A 22,130-nucleotide genomic window follows, 5' to 3' on the forward strand; every position below is an offset into this window, starting at 1 on the left:
ACCGACATGGCACGCACGCTCTACGACAAGATCTGGGACGAACACGTCGTCCACACCGAGGAAGACGGCACCGCGATCCTCTACATCGATCGCCACCTGGTGCACGAAGTCACCAGCCCGCAGGCGTTCGAAGGCCTGCGCGAAGCCGGCCGCAAGCTGTGGCGCATCAGCTCGGTGGTGGCCACGGCCGACCACAACACGCCCACCACCGGCTGGGAGCGCGGCTACGAAGGCATTGCCGACCCGACCAGCAAGGAGCAGGTCACCACGCTGGACCACAACATCGCCGAGTTCGGCGCCGCCGCGTTCTTCCCGTTCCTGAGCAAGCGCCAGGGCATCGTGCACGTGATCGGCCCCGAGTCGGGCGCGACGCTGCCGGGCATGACGGTCGTCTGCGGCGACTCGCACACGTCCACGCACGGCGCGTTCGGCGCGCTGGCGCACGGCATCGGCACCAGCGAAGTCGAGCACGTGATGGCCACGCAGACGCTGCTGGGCAAGAAGGCCAAGAACATGCTCGTGAAGGTCGAAGGCAAGCTGCCCCTGGGCTGCACGGCCAAGGACATCGTGCTGGCCATCATCGGCAAGATCGGCACCGCCGGCGGCACGGGCTACACCATCGAGTTCGCGGGCTCGGCCATTCGCGACCTGAGCATGGAAGGCCGCATGACGGTCTGCAACATGGCCATCGAAGCCGGTGCGCGCGCCGGGCTGGTGGCGGTCGACGAGAAGACCATCGCCTACGTGAAGGGCCGCCCGCTCGCGCCCACCGGCGTCGAATGGGACCAGGCCGTGAGCTACTGGCGCACGCTGCAGTCCGACCCGGGCGCCACCTTCGACGCCGTGGTCGAGCTCGACGCCGCGACCATCCCGCCGCAGGTCACCTGGGGCACCTCGCCCGAGATGGTGGTCGACATCAACGGCCGCGTGCCCGATCCCGACAAGGAAAAGGACGCAAGCAAGCGCGGCGCCATCGAGCGCGCGCTGGTCTACATGGGCCTGGAGCCCAACAAGGCCATGAACGACATCTTCATCGACAAGGTGTTCATCGGCTCGTGCACCAACAGCCGCATCGAGGACATGCGCGAAGCCGCCGCCGTGGTGAAGAAGCTCGGCCAGAAGGTCGCGAAGAACGTGAAGCTCGCGATGGTCGTGCCCGGCTCGGGCGTGGTGAAGGAACAGGCCGAGCGCGAAGGCCTCGACCTGATCTTCAAGGCCGCGGGCTTCGAATGGCGCGAGCCCGGCTGCTCGATGTGCCTCGCAATGAATGCCGACCGCCTGGAGCCCGGCGAGCGCTGCGCATCGACCAGCAACCGCAACTTCGAAGGCCGTCAGGGCGCCGGCGGCCGCACCCATCTCGTGAGCCCCGCGATGGCCGCCGCTGCTGCCGTGCACGGTCACTTCGTCGACGTGCGCACCTTCGCCTGATCTGGAGACATCACATGCAGAAATTCACCGTGCACAAGGGCCTCGTGGCCCCCATGGACCGCGAGAACGTCGACACCGACGCGATCATTCCCAAGCAGTTCCTCAAGTCGATCAAGAAGACCGGCTTCGGCGTGAACCTGTTCGACGAGTGGCGTTACCTGGACGCCGGCTTTCCGGGCCAGGACCCGGCCAGCCGCAAGCCCAACCCCGACTTCGTGCTGAACCAGCCGCGCTACGCAGGCGCCTCGGTGCTGCTGGCGCGCAAGAACTTCGGCTGCGGGTCGTCGCGCGAACACGCGCCGTGGGCGCTGGACCAGTACGGCTTTCGCGCGATCATTGCGCCGAGCTACGCCGACATCTTCTTCAACAACAGCTTCAAGAACGGCCTGCTGCCGATCGTGCTGAGCGAAGCGCAGGTTGCGCAGCTGTTCGACGAAGCGTTGGCCTTCCCCGGCTACTCGCTGACCATCGACCTGGAGCGCCAGGTGGTCGTGAAGCCGGACGGCGGCGAACTCGCGTTCGACGTGCAGGCCTTCCGCAAGTACTGCCTGATCAACGGGCTGGACGACATCGGTCTGACGCTGCGCCACAAGGACAAGATCAAGGCCTTCGAGACCGAGCGCCTGACGCAGAAGCCCTGGCTCGCGCACACGATGATCTCGTGACCGCTCACCGCATTTCCGCTTTCAAAAAACCTCAGACCAACTTATGAAAATCGCAGTTCTCCCGGGTGACGGCATCGGCACCGAAATCGTGGCGGAAGCCGTCAGGGTGCTCGAAGTCCTCGACCTGAAGTTCGAGATGGAGTCGGCACTGGTCGGCGGCGCGGCCTACGAGGCGCACGGCCACCCGCTGCCCGAATCGACGCTCAAGCTCGCCAAGGAATCGGACGCGGTGCTGTTCGGCGCCGTCGGCGACTGGAAGTACGACAAGCTCGACCGCCCGCTGCGTCCCGAGCAGGCCATCCTGGGGCTGCGCAAGAACCTGGGCCTGTTCGCGAACTTCCGCCCGGCCATCTGCTACGAGCAGTTGGTGGACGCCTCGAGCCTGAAGCCCGATCTGATCGCGGGCCTGGACATCCTCATCATCCGCGAGCTGACCGGCGACATCTACTTCGGCCAGCCGCGCGGACGCCGCATCGCCACCGACGGCCACTTCCCGGGCGCTGAAGAAGCCTTCGACACGATGCGCTACTCGCGTCCCGAGGTCGAGCGCATCGCGCGCGTCGCCTTCGAAGCGGCCCGCAAGCGCAGCAAGCGCGTGACCAGCGTGGACAAGGCCAACGTGCTCGAGACCTTCCAGTTCTGGAAGGACATCGTGACCGAGGTCGGCAAGGAATATCCGGACGTCGAACTCGACCACATGTACGTCGACAACGCGGCCATGCAGCTCGTGAAGGCGCCCAAGAAGTTCGACGTTGTGGTCACCGGCAACATGTTCGGCGACATCCTCTCGGACGAGGCCGCGATGCTCACCGGCTCGATCGGCATGCTGCCCTCGGCCTCGCTCAATGCGAGCAACCAGGGCCTGTACGAGCCCAGCCACGGCAGCGCCCCCGACATTGCTGGCAAAGGGGTTGCCAATCCTTTGGCTACAATCCTGTCCGCTGCCATGATGCTCCGCTTCTCCCTGAACCAACCCGAAGCTGCCGACCGAATCGAGTCGGCGGTCAAGCACGTGCTCGCCTCCGGGCTGCGCACGGGCGACATCTGGTCCGAAGGCACGAAGCGCGTCGGCACCCGCGAAATGGGCGACGCGGTCGTAGCAGCCATCACCAAAAAGACGATTACCGGCTAACCGCAGCCCGCTTCGTCACGCCCTCCCCCGGCCGACGAGTCGGGGGCAAAAAAGACTGATTTTTTCTTTCTTCACTAAGGGCAAACTGAAATGGCGAACGCATCCAAGCAACCTCTGGTCGGCCTCGTAGGCTGGCGCGGCATGGTCGGCTCGGTCCTCATGGACCGCATGCAGGCCGAAGGCGACTTCGGCCTCATCGAGCCGGTCTTCTTCTCGACCTCCAACGCCGGCGGCAAGGCCCCGGCGATGGCCAAGAACGAAACCGCGCTCAAGGATGCGAACGACATCGAGGCGCTGAAGAAGTGCGACATCGTCATCACCTGCCAGGGCGGCGACTACACCAGCGAGGTGTTCCCCAAGCTGCGCGCCGCCGGCTGGAACGGCCACTGGATCGACGCGGCCTCCACGCTGCGCATGAACGATGACGCGATCATCGTGCTCGACCCCGTCAACCTGCCCGTGATCCAGAACGCGCTCGCCAAGGGCGGCAAGAACTGGGTCGGCGGCAACTGCACCGTGAGCTGCATGCTCATGGGCGTGGGCGCCCTCTACAAGGCCGGCCTGGTCGAGTGGATGACCAGCATGACCTACCAGGCAGCCTCGGGCGGCGGTGCGCAGCACATGCGCGAGCTGCTGACCCAGTTCGGCACGCTGAACGCCGAAGTGCGCTCCCTGCTCGACGACCCGAAGTCGGCCATCCTCGAGATCGACCGCAAGGTGCTGCACAAGCAGCAGAACCTGAGCGCCTCCGAAATCGCCAACTTCGGCGCGCCGTTGGGCGGCTCGCTGATCCCCTGGATCGACAAGGACCTGGGCGACGGTATGTCCAAGGAAGAGTGGAAGGGCGGCGCCGAGACCAACAAGATCCTCGGCCAGGGCGCGGGCTTCGGCACCGCTGCCACGCCGGTCGACGGCTTCTGCGTGCGCATCGGTGCGATGCGCTGCCACAGCCAGGCGCTGACCTTCAAGCTCAAGAAGGACGTGCCGGTGGCCGACATCGAAGCGATGATCGCCGCCGACAACCCCTGGGCCAAGGTCGTGCCGAACACGCGCGAAGCCACGCTGAAGGACCTGACGCCGGTGGCCGTGACGGGCACCATGGACATCCCGGTCGGCCGCATCCGCAAGCTGGCGATGGGCCCCGAGTACGTCGGCGCCTTCACCATCGGCGATCAGCTGCTGTGGGGCGCGGCCGAACCGCTGCGCCGCATGCTGCGCATCCTGCTCGAAGCCTGATGCGGGTTGCTCAGGGCCTTGAAATACAAAAATGTTGCCAAAAGGCAACACAGGATGTCATCGGAAGTATGCGCGCACTGGGTAGATCAGGCGCATTGCCTTGTCAGTGCATGTTGATGATGCTAACGTCCTCTTACAAATTCAGGGCCTGAGCCGCCCCTATCAGCATGACAAGACATCTGTTGCCCGCGGCCCGCCCTTCGGCCGCCCGCCCCGCCCTGCCGTCAAATGGCTGGCGCCTTTCCATCCTGGGCGCTGCCGCCGCCCTGACGCTGGGGCTCGCCAGCCCTGACGCCAGCGCCTTCGCGCTCGGGCCGCTGCGGGTGCAGTCGGCACTGGGCGAACCACTGCGTGCCGAGATCGATGTCACGGAAATGGCCGCCAACGAAGCGGAAGGCCTGAAGATCAACATCGCCACGGCCGAAGCCTTCAAGAACGCGGGCATCCCGTACAACGCGGCCCTGGGCGACGTGAAAGCCACGCTGCAACGTCGCGCCGGTGGCCAGTACGTCGTGCGCCTGGCCGGCAACCGCCCGCTCAACGACCCCTTCATCGACCTGCTGCTCGAAGCCAACGGCGCCTCGGGCCGCATCGTGCGCGACTACACCGTGCTGCTCGATCCGCCGGCCACGCGCCAGGCGGCCGCCGCGCCGGTGGCGCCCATCGCACCGCAGATCGCCACGCCGGTCGAGCGCCCCGCGCCCGCCCCGCGTGTGCGCCGCGAACCCGCACCGGCGGTCGCTGCAACGCCTGCTCCCGCTGCTGCTGCGCCGGCTCCTGCCGCAGCTGCACCTGCGCCCGCACGCGCTGCCGTCGCCGCGCCCAGCGGCGGCAGTGGCGAGCAAGTCACGGTGCGCCGTGGCGACACCGCCGGCAAGATCGCCTCCGCCCACAAGCCCGCCGATGTCTCGCTCGACCAGATGCTGGTCGCGCTGCTGAACGCCAACCCCGACGCCTTCGTCGGCGGCAACGTCAACCGGATGAAGGCCGGTGCCGTGCTCGACCTGCCGAACGCCGCCGCAGCGAGCGCCGTGCCGGCCGCCGACGCACGCCGCACGATCACCGCGCAAAGCCGCGACTTCGGCAGCTACCGTCAGCGCCTTGCTGAAAACGCGCCGACCACCAACGTGGCCGCCGCGAGCCGCCAGGCCTCGGGCAAGCTGCAGGCCAGCGTGGAAGATCGCAACGCCGCCGCCAGCGCCCCCGACAAGCTCACAGTGTCGCAAGGCAACGCCGCCGCGCGCGCCGCCGACGAAAAGGTTGCGCAGGCCCGCCAGGCGCAGGACAGCAGCAACCGCGTCGCCGAACTCACGAAGAACATCAACGAGCTGAACAAGCTCAAGGCCGGTGCGGGTACCGGCACCGGATCGTCCGCTGCTGCTGCACCTGCAACGCCGGCCACCACGCCCGGCGTTGCCGTTCCCGCACCGCTGACGGGAGCCACCACGCCGACGGCGACGGCCAGCCCCGCGCCCGTCGCTGCGCCCGCAGTGCCTGCGGCTGCCACTGCACCGGCAACGCCGGCCCCAGCCGCCGCACCGGTGGCCGCGGCAACCGCGCCTGTCGCCGCCGCTTCTGCTGCAGCCGCGCCCGGCGCAGCCGCCGCACCGTCGGCCACCGACGCAGCCGCTCTCCCCGTGGCAGCCGCTGCCAGCGCTGCGGCCGCCGCCGCCCCTGTCGTCGCACCCAAACCCGTGGTGAAGGCCGCTCCGCCGCCGCCGCCGCCGGAGCGCAGCTTCCTCGACGAACTGCTCGACAACCCGCTGATGCTCGCCGGCGCCGCGCTGATCGCGCTGCTGATCGGCTTCCTGCTGTACCGCGTGCTGGGCCGCCGTCGCGAAGAGATGAGCGAAAGCGTGTTCCTCGAGAGCCGCATTCCCAAGGACTCGTTCTTCGGCGCCAGCGGCGGCGAATCAGTCGACACCAAGAACCGCGGCGACTCCACTGTGTCGTCACTCTCGTACTCGCCGAGCCAGCTCGACGCAGGCGATGTCGACCCGGTCGCCGAAGCCGACGTGTACCTTGCCTACGGCCGCGACCTGCAGGCCGAGGAAATCCTGCGTGAAGCGCTGCGCCTGAACCCGGACCGCACCGCGATCCACCTCAAGCTGCTCGAAATCCATGCCAAGCGCCGCGACGTGCGCGCTTTCGACGGCCTCGCCACCGAAGTGCACAAGCTGACCAACGGCGCAGGCTCCGAATGGAACCGCGTGGTCGACATGGGCAAGGACCTCGATCCGGGCAACCCGCTGTACGAATCGGGCACGGGCAGCACCGCACGTGGCGCGAGCCAGGCCGAAACCGCCGCGTTTGCGGGGGCATTGGCAGCCGCCGCCAAGCCGGCCGCCGCCCCCGTCGTGGCACCGCCGCCTCCTGCCGCACCGCCCGTCGCGTCGGCACCGCCGGCCTTCATGCCTTCGGTCGCGCCGCTGGACTTCGACCTCGACCTGACCCAGCCGCCGGCACCGGCGCCCGCTCCTGTGGGCGCCAGCCTGCCGAAGTCGGTCTATGCCCCGGCGACCGCCCCGGCCCCGCTGAGCAACGGCCACGCCGCAGCACCTGTCGACCTCGAGAATGATTTCGACACCGCCCCCGGCGCACTGACCGCCAACACGCGCCCCTCGTCACTCAGCGACGCGGAGCACAACACCCGCCCGGCCATGCTGCGCGACACGCTGCCCGCCGATTCGGGCTTTATCGAGTTCGACATGAGCGCCCTCGCCGGACTGCCGGCCCGCTCTGCCGCTGCCGAAGCACCGCGCTCTGCGGCTGTGGCCACCTCGCCGTCCGAACTGGACGACGACGGCGACGACAACCCGCACGCCGTGAAGCTCTCGCTGGCGCGCGAACTGCGGGCCATCGGCGACGTCGAAGGCGCGCGCTCGCTGGTCGAGGAAGTCGAAGCCGAAAGCGCCGGCGACCTCAAGTCGCAAGCCAAGCAACTGCTCGCCGAACTGCGCTGAGCCTGTTGCCGACTGCCCTTCTGATCGCTTCGTGAGGCTGGCACTCGGCATCCGCTACAACGGCCAGGCATATGAGGGCTGGCAGAGCCAGCGCTCGGGCCGCACGGTGCAGGACAAGCTCGAAGCCGCCCTCGCGAAGTTCGCAGGGCTGCCCGCCGGCAGCAGAGTCAGCACGCTGTGCGCCGGCCGCACCGACGCCGGCGTGCACGGCCTGATGCAGGTGGTGCACTTCGACACCGACATCGAACGCGACCCGTTCTCCTGGATGCGCGGCACCAACCGCTACCTGCCCGACGACATCGCGGTGCAGTGGGCGCACCCGGTGCCCGCCGAATTCCATTGCCGCGCCAGCGCCTTGGCGCGCCGCTACGTCTACGTGCTCTCGCAGTCGCCCGTGCGGCCCAGCCTCGATGCGGGCCGGGTCGGCTGGTCGATGTACCCGCTCGACGGCGATGCGATGCGCGCCGCGGCGGCGCTGCTGGTGGGCCGGCACGACTTCAGCTCGTTCCGCGCCTCGGCCTGCCAGGCCCTCTCGCCGGTCAAGGACCTGCGGCGCCTCGAGATCACTCGCATGGGCGACGGCGAACGCTGCCGCTGGCACTTCGAGTTCGAGGCCGACGCCTTCCTGCACCACATGATCCGCAACCTGATGGGCAGCCTGGTGCGCATCGGGCGCGGCGACGAGCGGCCCGAATGGATCACCGAGGTACTCGAAGCCCGCAGCCGCAAGGTCGCGGCGCCCACCTTCTCCGCCGACGGCCTGTACTTCCTCGGCCCGTTGTACGACGCCAAGTGGGGTCTGCCGGCCGAGGCCACGTTCCAGGGCGAGCGGGCTTCGTATGATGGCCCGCCATGACATCCCTCGCTCCGCGCACCCGCATCAAGATCTGTGGCCTCACGCGTGAGGCCGACGTGGACGCGGCGGTCGAGGCCGGCGCCGACGCGATCGGTTTCGTGCTCTACCCGAAGAGCCCGCGCGCCGTGAGCGCCGAGCGCGCCGCCGAACTGGCCTCGCGCCTGCCACCCTTCATCACGCCCGTGCTGCTGTTCGTGAATGCGGATGCTCCCGAAGTCATAGCATCGCTGGCCCGTGTGCCGGGCGCCATGGCGCAGTTCCATGGCGAAGAGACGCCGGCGCAGTGCGAGGAGGCCACCGGTCCAGGGCGCTTTCGCTACCTGCGCGCCGCCCGCATTCCGCTCGGCGCAGCCGGGGCCGGCTTCGACCTCGTAAAATACGCGTCCGATTACTCCCACGCCCAAGCCATCCTGCTCGACGCCCATGTCGAAGGTTATGGTGGAGGCGGCAAGGCTTTCGATTGGTCACTTCTTCCACCCGCCGTCGACGCTCACCTCGTCTTGAGTGGTGGGCTCACACCTGCAAACGTGAGCGATGGCATTCACAGCCTGCGGACGCGCTGCAAGACGCTGTCCGTTGATGTGAGCTCGGGCGTCGAAATCGACGGTCCCGGGCACAAGGGCCTCAAGGACGCCGGAAAGATCCGGGCATTCGTCGCCGCCGTGAGAGCCGCAGATGCGGCGAACACTGTCAAAGCCTCGGCAGCCGACGCTTCGTCCTTCTCCAGTTAGCCGCCGCACCCGATCGCATTCGGGCTGCGGCCCATCGATCGAGAACCATGCAAAGCCAATTCCAGGACTACCAGCAACCCGACGCCAGCGGCCACTTCGGCCCTTACGGCGGCACCTTCGCGAGCGAAACGCTCACCCACGCGATCAACGAGCTGCGCGACGCGTACGCCAAGTTCAAGGACGACCCGGCCTTCCTGGCCGAGTTCCACTACGAACTGAAGCACTTCGTCGGCCGCCCCTCGCCGATCTACCACGCCGCGCGCACCAGCCGCGAAATGGGCGGCGCGCAGATCTACCTGAAGCGCGAAGACCTCAACCACACCGGCGCGCACAAGATCAACAACGTGATCGGCCAGGCGATGCTCGCGCGCCGCATGGGCAAGCCCCGCGTGATCGCCGAGACCGGCGCCGGCCAGCACGGCGTGGCCACCGCCACCATCTGTGCGCGCTACGGCCTCGAATGCGTGGTCTACATGGGCAGCCAGGACGTGAAGCGCCAGAGCCCCAATGTCTACCGCATGAACCTGCTGGGCGCGACCGTGGTGCCCGTTGAATCGGGCAGCAAGACGCTGAAAGACGCGCTCAACGAAGCCATGCGCGACTGGGTCACCAACGTCGAAAACACCTTCTACATCATCGGCACGGTGGCGGGCCCGCACCCCTACCCGACGATGGTGCGCGATTTCCAGAGCGTGATCGGCACCGAGTGCATCGCGCAGATGCCCGCCATGCTGGCGGCCGACGGCATCACCGGCGAAGCCGAGGGCAAGCAGCCCGACGTGGTGGTCGCCTGCGTGGGCGGCGGCAGCAATGCGATCGGCATCTTCCACCCCTACATTCCGTTCGCGGGCACGCGCCTCATCGGCGTGGAAGCGGCCGGCGAAGGACTGGACAGCGGCAAGCACGCCGCCTCGATCCTGCGCGGCAGCCCGGGCGTGCTGCACGGCAACCGCACCTACCTGCTGCAGAACGACGACGGCCAGATCACCGAAACGCACAGCATCAGCGCCGGCCTCGACTACCCCGGCGTGGGCCCCGAGCACGCGCACCTGGCCGACATCGGCCGCGCCGAATACGTCGGCATCACCGACATGGAGGCGCTCGAAGCCTTCCACTACCTGTGCCGCACGGAGGGCATCATTCCCGCGCTCGAATCCAGCCACGCCGTGGCCTACGCCCTGAAGCTCGCCAAGACCATGCGCCCCGACCAGTCGATCCTCGTGAACCTCTCGGGCCGCGGCGACAAGGACATCGGCACCGTCGCCGACCTGTCGGGTGTCGACTTCTACGACCGGCCCTCGATGCGCGGTCTGAGCGTGAAGGGAGGCAAGTGATGAGCCGCATTGCCGCCAAGTTCCAGGCCCTGCAAACACAGGGCCGTCGCGCGCTGATTCCTTACGTCACCGCCGGTTTCCCCTTCGCCGACATCACGCCCGAGCTCATGCACGGCATGGTCGAGGCCGGCGCCGACGTGATCGAGCTGGGCGTGCCCTTCTCCGACCCGATGGCCGACGGCCCCGTGATCCAGAAGGCCGGCGAAGCTGCGCTGGCGCTGGGTGTCGGCATGAAGCAGGTGCTCGCGATGGTGGCGGCGTTCCGCGCCAAGGACACGACCACGCCGGTCGTGCTCATGGGTTATGCCAACCCGGTCGAGCGCTACGACCTCGTGCACGGCAAGAAGGCCTTCATCCGCGACGCGGCCGCGGCCGGCGTCGACGGCCTGCTGGTCGTCGACTACCCGCCCGAGGAATGCGAGGACTTTGCCGCCGACCTCAAGGCCGCCGGCATCGACCTGATCTTCCTGCTGGCCCCCACCAGCACCGCCGAGCGCATGGCGCAGGTGGCGCGCATCGCGAGCGGCTACGTCTACTACGTGTCGCTCAAGGGCGTGACCGGCGCCGGCCACCTCGACACCGAGGCGGTCGGGCGCATGATCCCGCGCATCCGCGAGCACGTGAACATTCCGGTCGGCGTGGGCTTCGGCATCCGCGATGCGCGCACGGCGCAGGCCATCGGCTCGGCGGCGGACGCCGTGGTCATCGGCACCAAGATCATTCAACTCATCGAAGACCAGCCCCGCGAAAACGTGGTGCCCACGGTGCGCGAATTCCTGGCCGGCATCCGGGAGGCGCTCGATGCCCTGCCGGCTGCTACCGCCAAGAACGCGGCTGGCCGATAATCGCCGCTGCCCTCACCCCCAACCCCTCTCCCGTGCGGGAGAGGGGAGCTAAGTGTCAGGAAGGCTTCCTTCCTGAGAAATTCGGAGTCCCATGAGCTGGCTTGAAAAACTGCTACCCGCCAAGATCGCACAAACCGACCCGTCCGAGCGCCGCCAGGTGCCCGAGGGCCTGTGGATCAAATGCCCGGCCTGCGAGACCGTTCTGTACAAGACCGACCTCGAGCACAACCAGAACGTCTGCCCCAGCTGCAGCCACCACCACCGCATCGGCGCCCGCGCGCGCCTCGACGCCTTCCTGGATGCCGAAGGCCGCTACGAAGTCGGCCAAGAAGTGCTGCCGGTCGATGCCCTGAAGTTCAAGGACAGCCGCAAGTACCCCGAGCGCCTGAAAGAAGCGCTGGAGAACACCGGCGAGACCGACGCACTGGTCGTGCTGGGCGGCTCCGTCCACAGCATCAGCGTGGTCGTGGCCTGCTTCGAGTTCGAGTTCATGGGCGGCTCGATGGGCAGCGTGGTCGGCGAGCGCTTCGTGCGCGGCGTCGAGACGGCCATCGAGCAGAAGGTGCCTTTCATCTGCTTCACCGCCACCGGTGGCGCACGCATGCAGGAAGGCCTGCTCTCACTGATGCAGATGGCCAAGACCAACGCCGCGCTCACGCGCCTGGCAAAGAAGGGCCTGCCCTACATCAGCGTGCTGACCGACCCGACCATGGGCGGCGTGAGTGCCGGCTTCGCCTTCGTGGGTGACGTGGTGATTGCCGAGCCCAAGGCGCTGATCGGCTTTGCCGGCCCGCGCGTGATCGAATCGACCGTGCGCGTGACTCTGCCCGAAGGCTTCCAGCGCGCCGAGTTCCTGCAGACCAAGGGCGCGATCGACTTCATCAGCGACCGCCGCGAACTGCGCAAGACCATCGCCAGCACGCTGGCCATGCTGCTGCGCCAGCCGGCCGACGCGGTGCTCTGATCGCTACAGGCTCCGGCCGAACGCCCGCACGCTGTGACAGGCGATGCGGGCGTTTTGCTGTCTGGGGTGAACGCCCTCAGGCGCCGAGCCGGAACGCGAAGACCAGCAGGTTGCCCAGCACGATCGCCACCACCTGCAGCACCACGATGGCGGCCAGCGGCGACAGGTCGACGCCGCCGATCAGCGGAATGAAGCGCCGGAACGGCCGCACCAGCGGCTCGGCCAGGCGCGAGATCAGGTCGAGCAGCATCGGCGACGCGCCCGGAATCCACGACAGCACCGCGTACACCACCAGCAGCGCCGTGAGGCCCGACACCGCCAGCTGCAGCAGGCCGACCAGCGACACCAGCGGCAGCGCCGTGATCCGCGCCAGGCTGCCGGCCAGCAGCCACAGCACCAAAAACTTGAGCATCACCAGCAGCCAGGCCGCGATCAGGCTCGCGAGGTCCCAGCGCTTCACCGCGGGCACGATGCGCCGCAGCGGCAGCACGATCCAGTCGGTGATGGCGAACACGAAGCGCCCCAGCGGATTGCCGAAAGGCACGCGGTGGTACTGCATGTACAGGCGCAGCAGGCAGGCGCCGCCGAGCAGGCCGACGATCACGTCGAGAAGAAACGAAGGAATCTGATAGAGCATGGAACGCAGCCGTGAGCGGAATGCGATGATAGCCACGCAAGGTTCTTCGATGACGACACAACCCCTTCTGCATTCACTGCCATTGTTCCCGCTCGGTACGGTGCTCTTCCCCGACGGATTGCTTCCTTTGCGCATCTTCGAGGTCCGCTACCTCGACATGATCGGCAAGTGCCGCAAGGCCGGCGTCCCCTTCGGCGTGGTCAGCCTGACGAGCGGCACCGAGGTCCGCAAGGCCGGTGCCGAAGCCGAAAGCTTTGCCGCCGTCGGCACGCTCGCCGACATCCACGCGTTCGACGCCCCGCAAAGCGGCCTGTTGCAGATCGAATGCGTCGGCACGACGCGCTTTCGCGTGCGCCACAGCGCGCTGCAGAAGAACGGTCTGTGGATCGCCGAGGTCGAAGCTGTCATCGACGACGTCGCCCTCGCCATCCCCGACGACCTGCGCCACACCGCCACCGCACTGCGCCGCCTCGTCGACACGCTTGAAGAGCGCCGCCGCGCCCAAGGCGACACGGTGCGCCTGCCGATCGGTGCGCCTTACCGCTTCGACGATTGCGGCTGGGTGGCCAACCGCTGGTGCGAACTGGTGCCGATGCAGGTCGCGCTGAAGCAGCGCCTGATGGAGCTCGACAGCCCGCTGATGCGCCTCGAACTGGTCAGCGACCTGCTGGCGCGCACCGGTATCACTGAATAGTTTGCTTCTTTTTTCATAGCGTGTTGCGCAGGATGGACGGGCGCTCGCGGGCGGTTTGATTCGGGACCGATCAGCTAAAATGCCGGGCCGCGCACGCTCCGGTTGCGCCTCATCCGCTCCTCATGTCCGATCACCTGACCCCTCCCATTCCCACGCCCGCTGCAGTTCCTTCCTCGGCGCCCGCCGTCGACGACAACCAGCTCATCGTCGAACGCCGCGAAAAGCTCAAGCTGCTGCGCACGGCGCAGACCGAAGGCAAGGGGGTTGCGTTCCCGAACGACTTCAAACCCGGCCACCGCGCTGCGGCGCTGGTCGCGCAGCACGACGGCACCGAGGCCGACGCGCTCGAAGCGCAGGCCGTTTCCGTGAGTGTGGCCGGCCGCATGATGCTCAAACGCGTGATGGGCAAGGCCAGCTTCGCGACCGTGCAGGACGCCACCGGCCGCATCCAGCTGTACGTGACGCGCGACGCCATCGGCGAAGAGGCGTACGCCGACTTCAAGCGCTGGGACCTGGGCGACATCCTCGGCGCCGAAGGCACGCTGATGAAGACCAAGACCGGCGAGCTGTCGGTCAAGGTGACCAAGCTGCGCCTGCTCACCAAGAGCCTGCGCCCGCTGCCCGACAAGTTCCACGGCATGGCCGACCAGGAGCAGAAGTACCGCCAGCGCTACGTCGACCTGATCACCGACGAGTCGGCCCGCGTGCGCTTCACCGCACGCAGCAAGGCCGTGAGCGCGCTGCGCGAGTTCATGGTGTCGCACGACTTCCTCGAGGTCGAGACGCCCATGCTGCACCCGATTCCGGGCGGCGCCAACGCCAAGCCCTTCAAGACGCACCACAACGCGCTCGACCAGGAAATGTTCCTGCGCATTGCGCCCGAGCTGTACCTCAAGCGCCTGATCGTCGGCGGCTTCGAGCGCGTGTTCGAAATCAACCGGAGCTACCGCAACGAGGGCATCTCGGTGCGGCACAACCCCGAGTTCACGATGATGGAGTTCTACGCGGCCTACTGGAACTACCGCGACCTCATGGACTTCACCGAGACGCTGATCCGCACCATCGCCGACAAGGCCGTGGGCACGCAGCAGCTCACCTACGGCGGCAAGCCGGTCGACCTGACCCAGCCCTTCGAGCGCCTGACGATCCGCGAAGCGATCCTGAAGCACACCGAGGCAGGTGACGGGGTCGATGACACCACCTGGCTCATCAACGCCCTGCGCAAGCTCGGCCTGAGCGAAGAAAAAGACAAGCTCTCGCAGCGCAGCCTCGCCAGCCTGCAGGTGATGTACTTCGAAGAGACCGTCGAAGAGAAGCTCTGGCAGCCGACCTTCATCATGGAGCACCCGACCGAGATCTCGCCGCTGGCGCGCGCCAACGACGAGCGCCCCGAGGTCACCGAGCGCTTCGAGCTCTACATCACAGGCCGCGAATTCGGCAACGGCTTCAGCGAGCTCAACGACGCCGAAGACCAGGCCGCGCGCTTCAACGCGCAGGTGGCTGCCAAGGACGGCGGCGACGACGAAGCCATGTTCTACGACCACGACTTCGTGCGCGCGCTCGAATACGGCATGCCGCCCACCGGCGGCTGCGGCATCGGCATCGACCGCCTCATGATGCTGCTGACCGATTCGCCGAGCATTCGCGACGTGATTCTTTTCCCGGCGCTGCGCCGGGAAAGCTGACAACGCCCAGCCCCTTCACGCCCCACACCTTTCTGCACCGATGACCACCCAGGCGCCCGAAACTGTCTTCTCCGACATCTTCAAATCGAATGCCTGGGGCTCGACGGAAAGCGTGTCCGGCGCGGGGTCCGAACTCACGAACACCGCGCAGGTGATCCGGGAGTTGCCGCACCTGCTGCGTGAGCTGCAGGTGCACCGCCTGCTCGACGTGCCGTGCGGCGACTTCAACTGGATGCAGCACGTCGACCTGACGGGCATCGACTACCACGGCGCAGACATCGTCGATGCGCTGGTAGCGCGCAACAATGAGCGCTTCGGGCGGCCGGGACGCCATTTCAGCCGGCTGGATCTTCTGAGTGACGCGTTGCCGACGGTCGACCTCGTCTTCTGCCGCGACTGCTTGTTCCATTTTTCGCACGCCGATGCCTTCCGGGCCCTGCATGCGGTGGCGGCCAGCCGGTCGAAGTGGCTGCTGACCACCACCTTCACCTACCGCTCGCTGCCGCGCAACGCGGACATCCAGACGGGCGGCTGGACCCCGATCAACATGGAGATGGCGCCCTTCCATCTGCCGCCGCCCCGGCGCCTGATCGTCGAAGGCAACGTGACCGAGTCCATCATCTATGCAACAGATGACGGCTCGCGCCAATACCCGCAGAGCGATCGCTGCCTCGGCCTGTGGCTGGTGGACGACGTGCGCGACACGCTGCACAAGCTGGGCCGCTGAGCGCCCCGCTTCAGCTCAGCCCAGGCGCTTGGACCGCGCGTCGACGTCCGCCATGTACACCGACCGGTAGGGCTCCCCGAGTCCCACGAAGTGCACCAGCAGGCTGTCGTCGCCCGCCAGGTGCGGCGGCGTGTTGATGCTCAGAAGGTCCGTCACGACCGCATCGCCGATCAGGCCGTGCTCGGCCAGCACCACGTTCGTGTAGTACTGGTCGCCCTGGCTGGCGTACACGGTCGACTTGTCGTCGACGCCGGTGATGCGCTCCCACAGCTGCGTGAGCAGCGCGAGGTTGCGCTCGGTGTGGCGGAAGCCCATCACGCCCGAGTTCACATCCCACGCGCCGATGTCCTTGGCGAACAGCAGGTCGCGGCCTTCGAGCAGCGGTTCGATGCGCTTCGCCTGGTTGACGAACAGCGTGTCGGCATCGACCCACACCACCCATTGGTGCTGCGCGAGGTGCCGCTTCACGAGCCAGCTCTTCACCCAGGCGCCGCTGATCGACGGATCGAGTTCGTCCGGGATGGCGCGGTAGACGTGATACCCATGGCCGTGCCGCTCGCAGTAGCGCCGCACGTTGTGCTCGGACACGCGCGCGTAGTCGTTGATGTGGTGCGTGTAGAGCGTGACGAAGGCGATGGGCGCGTGCGGGTTGAGGCACGAATACGCGTCCTCCGAGATCGCCGGGTAGGCCGGCGGCGGCAGCACGGGCTCGCCGTCGATCAGCGCCGCGTTCACCCGGCGCACCATCAGGCGCTGCAGGTTCGCGTCGTGCAGCAGCTCTTCCAGCACGCGGCCCTCGGCATCCAGCTCCGGCAGGGCCGCCAGGTGCACCACGAAGATGCGGGCGGTGAACCAGCTCGCGATGCGCCATGAGACGTTCACGTAGCAGTCGCCGATGGGCCCGTTGCAGGGCAGCAAGCCGGCCGGCCGCAGCAGCTCGGCCGCGTCGAGGCGGGGCGTGACGCGCGCCACGACCTGGCTCGCCGCCCGGATGAACGCATGCAGCAGCGCGCGGTTGGCCGCCGTGTTGCGCAAGATCATCAAGTTGCACAGCGGCAGGCCCTTGGGCCCGTCCACCACGAGCAGGTCGCGGCCTTCCATCAGCAGCTCGACGGCCACGGGGTGGAACACCACCGAATCGCCGTCGAGAAAGAGCAGCCAGTCGCCCTCGTCGAGCGCCCGCAGGCGGCGCAGCATCTCGGCATATTTCGCGCAATCGCGCAGCGCGGAGTGCCCGGCGCGGTCACTCTCCACCCAGGCATGGGGGTAGCCGAAACGGCGGCAGTAGTGACTGTGGTTGCGCAGCACCGGCTCGTCGAACCGGTCGAAGAATGTCAGGCACAACGGCATCGACGGCTTCCGGGTGGGGTGGTCATTGGGCCGCAGTCTATCGCGCGCTCCGGCCGACCCTCTACACTCTTGGGCCCTCCGATTTCCTGCTTGAATGAATCCCCTACGCACCCCGGCCATCGGCATCGATTTCGGCACGTCGAATTCCGCGGTCTCCTACGCCTCCCCCGGCGATGCCGCGCGCCTGCTGCCCATCGAAGGCAGCGCCACCACCCTGCCGACCGCCCTCTTCTTCAATGCCGAGGACCGCAGCACGCACTTCGGCCGCGACGCCATCGCGTTGTACCTGTCCGGCGTGGAAGGCCGACTCATGCGCTCGCTCAAGAGCCTGCTCGGCAGCCCGCTGATGCAGGAGAAGACCGCCGTCTATGACGGGCTGGTCAGCTTCGAGGACATCATCGCGCGCTTCCTGCACGAGCTGGTGTCGCGCGCCGAACGCGAGCTGGGCACGCGCCCTGAGCGCGTGGTCATCGGCCGCCCGGTGCATTTCGTCGACGACGACGCCAAGCGCGACCAGCGCGCCGAAGAAAGCATGCGCCACGCCGCGCGCGCGGCTGGCCTGCGCGACGTTTCGTTCCAGTACGAACCCATTGCCGCCGCCTTCGACTACGAGCAGCGCGTCACGCGCGAGTCGCTGATCCTGATCGTCGACATCGGCGGCGGCACCTCCGACTTCACCGTGGTGCGCCTGGGGCCCGAGCGCATGGCGCGCGCCGACCGCGCCGACGACGTGCTGGCCACCAGCGGCGTGCACATCGGCGGCACCGACTTCGACCAGCGCCTGAACCTGGAACGCGTGATGCCGATGCTCGGGCTGCGCCATCTCGGCCCGAGCGGGCGCGAGGTGCCCAGCAAGGTGTTCTTCGAGCTGTCGTCCTGGCACCTGATCAACTGGCTCTATGCCCCGAAGGCCGTGCGCCAGGCGCGCGAGCTGCGCACCAGCTACAGCGACCGGCAGCTGCACGACCGCCTGATGACGGTGCTCGAAGAGCGCCACGGCCACCGCATCGCCAGCGAGGTCGAACAGGCCAAGATCAATGGCTCGGTCAGCGACGCCGAGGTGCAGATCGACCTGTCGTGCATCGAACCCGGGCTCGTTTCCGCGCTGACGCCGGCCGACATGGCGCAGCAGCTCGCGGCGCCGCTCGAGAACGTGGTGGCCTGCGCCCACGCCTGCGTGAAGCGCGCCGGCTTGCGCAGCGGCGACCTGGACGCCATCTACCTCACCGGCGGCTCGTCGGCCCTGCGCCCATTCCAGCGCGCGCTGCGCGCGAGCTTCGCGGGCGTGCCGCTCATCGAGGGCGACCTGCTCGGCGGCGTCGCGGCCGGACTCGCCTATTCGGCGCGCACGGCGGGATAAGCCACAGATGAAGTACCTGTCCGCGTACCCGCCCGCGCTGCTGGCGCAGGTGAGCGAGCTGATGGCCGCCGACAAGCTCGGCGCCCTGCTGCGCGGACGCTATGCCGGCCTGCACGACATCCGCACCGACCGCGCGCTGTACGACTACGCCTGCGAGCTCAAGGGCGAGTACATGCGCAAGGCCGAGCCGCTGGCCAAGGCGGTGTTCGACAACAAGCTGCACGTGGTGCGCCACGCGCTGGGCACCCACACCACCATCGCACGCGTGCAAGGCAGCAAGCTCAAGACCAAGCGCGAGATCCGCGTGGCCAGCCTGTTCAAGACCGTGCCGCTCGAATGGCTGCGCATGATCGTCGTGCACGAGCTGGCGCACAGCCGCGAGAAGAACCACGACAAGCCCTTCTACGCGCTGTGCACGCACATGGAGCCCGAGTACCACCGCTTCGAGTTCGAGCTGCGGCTGTATCTGACGCACCTGGAAGCGGGCGGCGCGCCGCTGTGGCCCTCGGCGGTGGGCGCGCCGGCCGCAGACTGACCCGCTACAGTCGTCGCCCATGACCCTGCCACGGCTGCACTTCACCTCACTGTCCGAAGACGCGGTCTGCGGCGACATCGTGCAGACCTACCGGCTGGCGGCCGAACGGCTGGGTTACCCGACGACCTACACACCGGCCACGATCGATGCGAGTGCGATCAACATCCTGTTCTTCTTCTGGGACGTTCCCTGGGAGAGCGTCGCGTCGCTTCATCCGAACTGCATCGTCGTCAACTACGAGCCGATGGTCGAAGGCACGCATGCCTGGAACGCCAACTACCGCGACCTGATCCCGCGCTGCTACCTGTGGGAGTACAGCAGGACGAACTTCCAGCGCCACCGCGAACTCGGCTACCAGAACGCGGACTACGTGCCGCTCGGCTGGGAGCCCGAGGCGGCGCGCATCCTGCCCTTGCCGGAAGTCCTGCCCGAGGAGGCGCGCGACATCGATGTCTGCTTCTTCGGCTCGCTCACGCGGCGACGGATCGACATTCTCGAGGCGCTGATGGCGCGCGGCCTGCGCGTCGAAGTGACGCGTGGGAGGTCTTGGACGCAGGCCGAGCGCGAAGACCGCATGCGCCGCGCCAAGGTCATGCTGAACCTGCACAACTGGGAAGAATCCCGCGTGGTCGAGACGCCCCGGCTGTCGATCCTGCTGCGCCATCGCAAGGCCGTGGTCTGCGAGCTCTACCCCGACAGCGAAATCGACCCGGCCTTCCGTGATGCGGTGGTGGGCGTGCCCTACGACCAGCTGGTCGACGCCGTGGTCGCGCTGGTTGCCGATGCGCCGCGCCGCGCGCAACTCGAACGCGACGGGCTCGACACGCTCCAGCGGGCCTTCGCGCCGCCGGACATCGGCCCCGCGCTCGGCCGCTACTTCGCCTGGCGCGCGCAGCAGCCCGACCGCGTGCCGCCCGTCGTCATGCCGCGCGTGACGGTCTGCCTGACGCCCGACGGCACCCGCGACGATTGGCTGCAGGATCTGCGCGACTGGACGGCGCAGGCCGACGTGGCGCTGGAGCTGGCCGTGGTTGCGGCGGGTCTGCCTGCAGCGGCCGAAAGCGAGGCGCGCGCCATCGCCCCCAACCTGCGATGGATCGCACTGCCCGTGGCCTGCGACCGCGCCACCGTGCGCAACCTCGCGCTCGCGCAGGCCACCGGCGAGCACGTGGTCTTCGCCGCTGCAGGCGACCGCGCCCTGCCCGGCCGCCTGCAGCGGCAGGCCGCGCTGCTCGCCGCCTGCCCGGACCTGGACATCGTCGGCTGCTGGAGCGAAACACCCGCCGGGCCGCTGAAGTACGCCCAGCGCCACGATGAAATCGTGGCCGAAGCCTTGGGCCCCGAGCCGCTGCGGCTGTCGGCCTGCCTGGTCCGCCGCCGCTTCCTAGAGCGCACCGGCGTGCGCCACGACCCCGAGTTCGCGATCCACGACGACCTGCAGATGCTCTGCCGCTGCATCGTGGCCGGGGCGCGCTTCGCGGTCATTCCCGAGCTGCTGCACCGCGCGCCACCGGTCGCGCCGCCAGCCGATCTCGCGCGGGCCGCCTCGCTCGCCATGCGCGCGCGGCGCGCGGTGCTGCGGCACCTGCTGCCACGCACCCGCGTGGAAGACATTGATCGGATCGCCCAGCTCTACGCCCATCTGTGGCCGCCGCAGCGCGACTTTGCCGAGCAGCTGCTGCGCACCGTGGCGCACGCCTGCGCCGCGCCTGCACTTGGCAGCACGCCGCGGATCGACGCTGAAATGCTGACGCGCGCGCTGCGCACCGAAGCCGTGCGGCTGCTGCAGGTGTTCTTCCAGGCCGGCCTGGCCGACAAGCCCTGGCTGGAATCGCTGTTCGAAACGCCCGAGGTGGCCGCGTTGCTCGGCCCCGCGGCGAATCAGCTGCCGGTGCGGCCCTTCCGGGACTGAGCGCCGGCCAGCAGGCGTTGCGCCTGCACATAGCGCGTCGAGGTCGTGAGCGCCTGCCAGTCGAGCGCCTCATCGCCGGGCAACAGCGACCGGCGCCGCGCTTCGCTGGCCGCATCGCCCTGCCAGCGCCCGTCGGCCGCCGCCGCGGTGAAGCCGTCGAGCATCTCGTCGAGCGGCTTGCCCTCACCGATGCTCTGGTTGCACAGCAGCGCCAGGTCGCAACCCGCCGCGAGGGCCGCCAGCACGGCGTCTGTGTAGCTCAGCAGTTGGCCGTCGATGTAGCGGCCGGCTTCCATGCTCAGGTCGTCGCTGAACACGGCGCCATCGAACGCGAAGCGCTGGCGCAGGATGTCCTTCAGCCATTTTTCGGAGAAGCCTGCCGGGCGCTTGTCGACCTTCGGGTAGATCACGTGCGCTGGCATCACGGCGGCGAGCGTGCCGGCCAGCCAGTCGTAGGGCTGCGCGTCGTCGGCCAGGATGGCCTTGAGGCTGCGCCGGTCGACCGGAATCTCGACGTGCGAGTCGGCCTGCACGAAACCATGCCCCGGAAAGTGCTTGCCGCAGTTGCGCATGCCCCTCTGCAGCATGCCGTGCATCACGCTCTTGGCGAGCAGCGCGACCACGCGCGGGTCGCGGTGAAAGCTGCGGTCGCCGATCACGCTGCTGCCGCCGTAGTCGAGATCGAGCACCGGCGCGAAGCTGAAGTCGACACCGCAGGCGCGCAGCTCACCGGCCAGCACCTGCCCGACGGCAGTGGCGACCTGCGTGGCGCGCAGGGCATCCTGCATCCACAGTTCGCCCAGGCTGCGCATCGAGGGCAGCCGCGTGAAACCGTCGGTGCGAAAGCGCTGCACGCGCCCGCCTTCATGGTCGACGCAGATCAGCAGGTCGGGCCGGATCGCCTTGATCTCGGCGTTGAGCGCAGTCATCTGCGCACGGTCCTGCCAGTTGCGGGTGAAGTGGATCACGCCGCCCACATGCGGGTTCGCGAGGCGCCGGCGGTCGGCGGCGGTGAGTTCGGTGCCGGCCACATCGATGAGGAGCGGCGCGTGGTTCAGTTCGGTCATGTCAGTCTG

The 22,130-nt window shown here is 68.1% G+C and carries 19 protein-coding genes; 16 read left to right on the plus strand and 3 right to left on the minus strand.

Features of this window, described 5'->3' with window-relative positions:
- Positions 1 to 6 precede the first annotated feature (6 nt).
- The 10 genes from leuC to accD all read left to right on the plus strand — a co-directional run bounded on the left by leuC (position 7) and on the right by accD (position 12,154).
- Entirely contained in the window at positions 7 to 1,428 is a 1,422-nt protein-coding gene (gene leuC, locus RZE79_RS23685) for a 3-isopropylmalate dehydratase large subunit (RefSeq protein ID WP_153282493.1), read from the plus strand.
- 14 nt (positions 1,429 to 1,442) lie between these two features.
- Entirely contained in the window at positions 1,443 to 2,093 is a 651-nt protein-coding gene (gene leuD / locus RZE79_RS23690; protein ID WP_319357090.1) for a 3-isopropylmalate dehydratase small subunit, read from the plus strand.
- 43 nt (positions 2,094 to 2,136) lie between these two features.
- Complete coding sequence (gene leuB / locus RZE79_RS23695) at positions 2,137 to 3,225, plus strand: 3-isopropylmalate dehydrogenase (protein ID WP_319357091.1); 1,089 nt, start codon at positions 2,137 to 2,139, stop codon at positions 3,223 to 3,225.
- A gap of 90 nt (positions 3,226 to 3,315) precedes the next feature.
- Positions 3,316 to 4,461 carry an aspartate-semialdehyde dehydrogenase gene (asd, locus tag RZE79_RS23700; RefSeq protein ID WP_153282491.1) on the plus strand — a complete coding sequence of 382 codons (1,146 nt, stop codon included), beginning with the start codon at positions 3,316 to 3,318 and terminating at the stop codon, positions 4,459 to 4,461.
- A 167-nt stretch (positions 4,462 to 4,628) separates the two neighbouring features.
- Entirely contained in the window at positions 4,629 to 7,424 is a 2,796-nt protein-coding gene (locus RZE79_RS23705; protein WP_319357092.1) for a FimV/HubP family polar landmark protein, read from the plus strand.
- Positions 7,425 to 7,455: 31 nt separating this feature from the next.
- Positions 7,456 to 8,280 carry a tRNA pseudouridine(38-40) synthase TruA gene (gene truA / locus RZE79_RS23710; protein ID WP_319357093.1) on the plus strand — a complete coding sequence of 275 codons (825 nt, stop codon included), beginning with the start codon at positions 7,456 to 7,458 and terminating at the stop codon, positions 8,278 to 8,280.
- Complete coding sequence (locus RZE79_RS23715; protein ID WP_319357094.1) at positions 8,277 to 9,011, plus strand: phosphoribosylanthranilate isomerase; 735 nt, start codon at positions 8,277 to 8,279, stop codon at positions 9,009 to 9,011. The genes truA and RZE79_RS23715 overlap by 4 nt, the downstream gene beginning before the upstream one ends.
- Positions 9,012 to 9,058: 47 nt before the next feature.
- The gene (trpB, locus tag RZE79_RS23720; RefSeq protein ID WP_319357095.1) at positions 9,059 to 10,345 is read left to right on the plus strand and encodes a tryptophan synthase subunit beta; all 1,287 of its coding nucleotides are present in this window, start codon (positions 9,059 to 9,061) and stop codon (positions 10,343 to 10,345) included.
- Complete coding sequence (gene trpA / locus RZE79_RS23725; RefSeq protein ID WP_319357096.1) at positions 10,345 to 11,190, plus strand: tryptophan synthase subunit alpha; 846 nt, start codon at positions 10,345 to 10,347, stop codon at positions 11,188 to 11,190. The genes trpB and trpA overlap by 1 nt, the downstream gene beginning before the upstream one ends.
- A 91-nt stretch (positions 11,191 to 11,281) precedes the next feature.
- Positions 11,282 to 12,154 carry an acetyl-CoA carboxylase, carboxyltransferase subunit beta gene (accD, locus tag RZE79_RS23730; RefSeq protein ID WP_101493314.1) on the plus strand — a complete coding sequence of 291 codons (873 nt, stop codon included), beginning with the start codon at positions 11,282 to 11,284 and terminating at the stop codon, positions 12,152 to 12,154.
- 76 nt (positions 12,155 to 12,230) lie between these two features.
- Here the strand turns inward: accD and RZE79_RS23735 are convergent, their stop codons facing one another.
- On the minus strand, positions 12,231 to 12,791 hold the full coding sequence (locus RZE79_RS23735; protein ID WP_056572059.1) for a YggT family protein: 561 nt from the start codon (positions 12,789 to 12,791) through the stop codon (positions 12,231 to 12,233).
- A 25-nt stretch (positions 12,792 to 12,816) separates the two neighbouring features.
- Here RZE79_RS23735 and RZE79_RS23740 point away from each other — a divergent pair, with 25 nt between their 5' ends.
- From RZE79_RS23740 to RZE79_RS23750, 3 genes are all read left to right on the plus strand, one after another.
- The gene (locus RZE79_RS23740) at positions 12,817 to 13,485 is read left to right on the plus strand and encodes an LON peptidase substrate-binding domain-containing protein (RefSeq protein ID WP_319361267.1); all 669 of its coding nucleotides are present in this window, start codon (positions 12,817 to 12,819) and stop codon (positions 13,483 to 13,485) included.
- 122 nt (positions 13,486 to 13,607) lie between these two features.
- Complete coding sequence (gene lysS / locus RZE79_RS23745; RefSeq protein ID WP_319357097.1) at positions 13,608 to 15,170, plus strand: lysine--tRNA ligase; 1,563 nt, start codon at positions 13,608 to 13,610, stop codon at positions 15,168 to 15,170.
- A 40-nt stretch (positions 15,171 to 15,210) separates the two neighbouring features.
- A complete protein-coding gene (locus tag RZE79_RS23750; RefSeq protein ID WP_319357098.1) occupies positions 15,211 to 15,897 on the plus strand; it encodes a class I SAM-dependent methyltransferase in 687 nt (228 codons plus the stop codon).
- A gap of 15 nt (positions 15,898 to 15,912) precedes the next feature.
- On the opposite strand, the gene RZE79_RS23755 is transcribed toward RZE79_RS23750, so the two are convergent.
- Positions 15,913 to 17,247, minus strand: coding sequence for a galactosyl transferase GMA12/MNN10 family protein (locus RZE79_RS23755; RefSeq protein ID WP_153282481.1), 1,335 nt, complete (start codon positions 17,245 to 17,247; stop codon positions 15,913 to 15,915).
- A 94-nt stretch (positions 17,248 to 17,341) separates the two neighbouring features.
- Between RZE79_RS23755 and RZE79_RS23760 the strand changes: the two genes are divergently transcribed.
- The 3 genes from RZE79_RS23760 to RZE79_RS23770 are packed head-to-tail and all read left to right on the plus strand — an operon-like array spanning position 17,342 to position 21,054.
- Entirely contained in the window at positions 17,342 to 18,607 is a 1,266-nt protein-coding gene (locus tag RZE79_RS23760; protein ID WP_153282480.1) for an Hsp70 family protein, read from the plus strand.
- A 7-nt stretch (positions 18,608 to 18,614) separates the two neighbouring features.
- Positions 18,615 to 19,142 (plus strand): YgjP-like metallopeptidase domain-containing protein, encoded by a 528-nt coding sequence (locus RZE79_RS23765; protein ID WP_319357099.1) that lies wholly within the window; start codon positions 18,615 to 18,617, stop codon positions 19,140 to 19,142.
- Positions 19,143 to 19,161: 19 nt separating this feature from the next.
- Positions 19,162 to 21,054: a glycosyltransferase family 2 protein gene (locus tag RZE79_RS23770; protein WP_319357100.1), complete on the plus strand. Its 1,893-nt coding sequence runs from the start codon at positions 19,162 to 19,164 to the stop codon at positions 21,052 to 21,054.
- Here RZE79_RS23770 and nagZ read toward each other — a convergent pair.
- Complete coding sequence (nagZ, locus tag RZE79_RS23775; protein WP_319357101.1) at positions 21,024 to 22,121, minus strand: beta-N-acetylhexosaminidase; 1,098 nt, start codon at positions 22,119 to 22,121, stop codon at positions 21,024 to 21,026. The genes RZE79_RS23770 and nagZ overlap by 31 nt on opposite strands.
- Between the last annotated feature and the right edge of the window lie 9 nt (positions 22,122 to 22,130).

The sequence above is a fragment of the Variovorax sp. EBFNA2 genome (assembly GCF_033802765.1).
GTDB classification, from domain to species: domain Bacteria; phylum Pseudomonadota; class Gammaproteobacteria; order Burkholderiales; family Burkholderiaceae_C; genus Variovorax; species Variovorax paradoxus_H.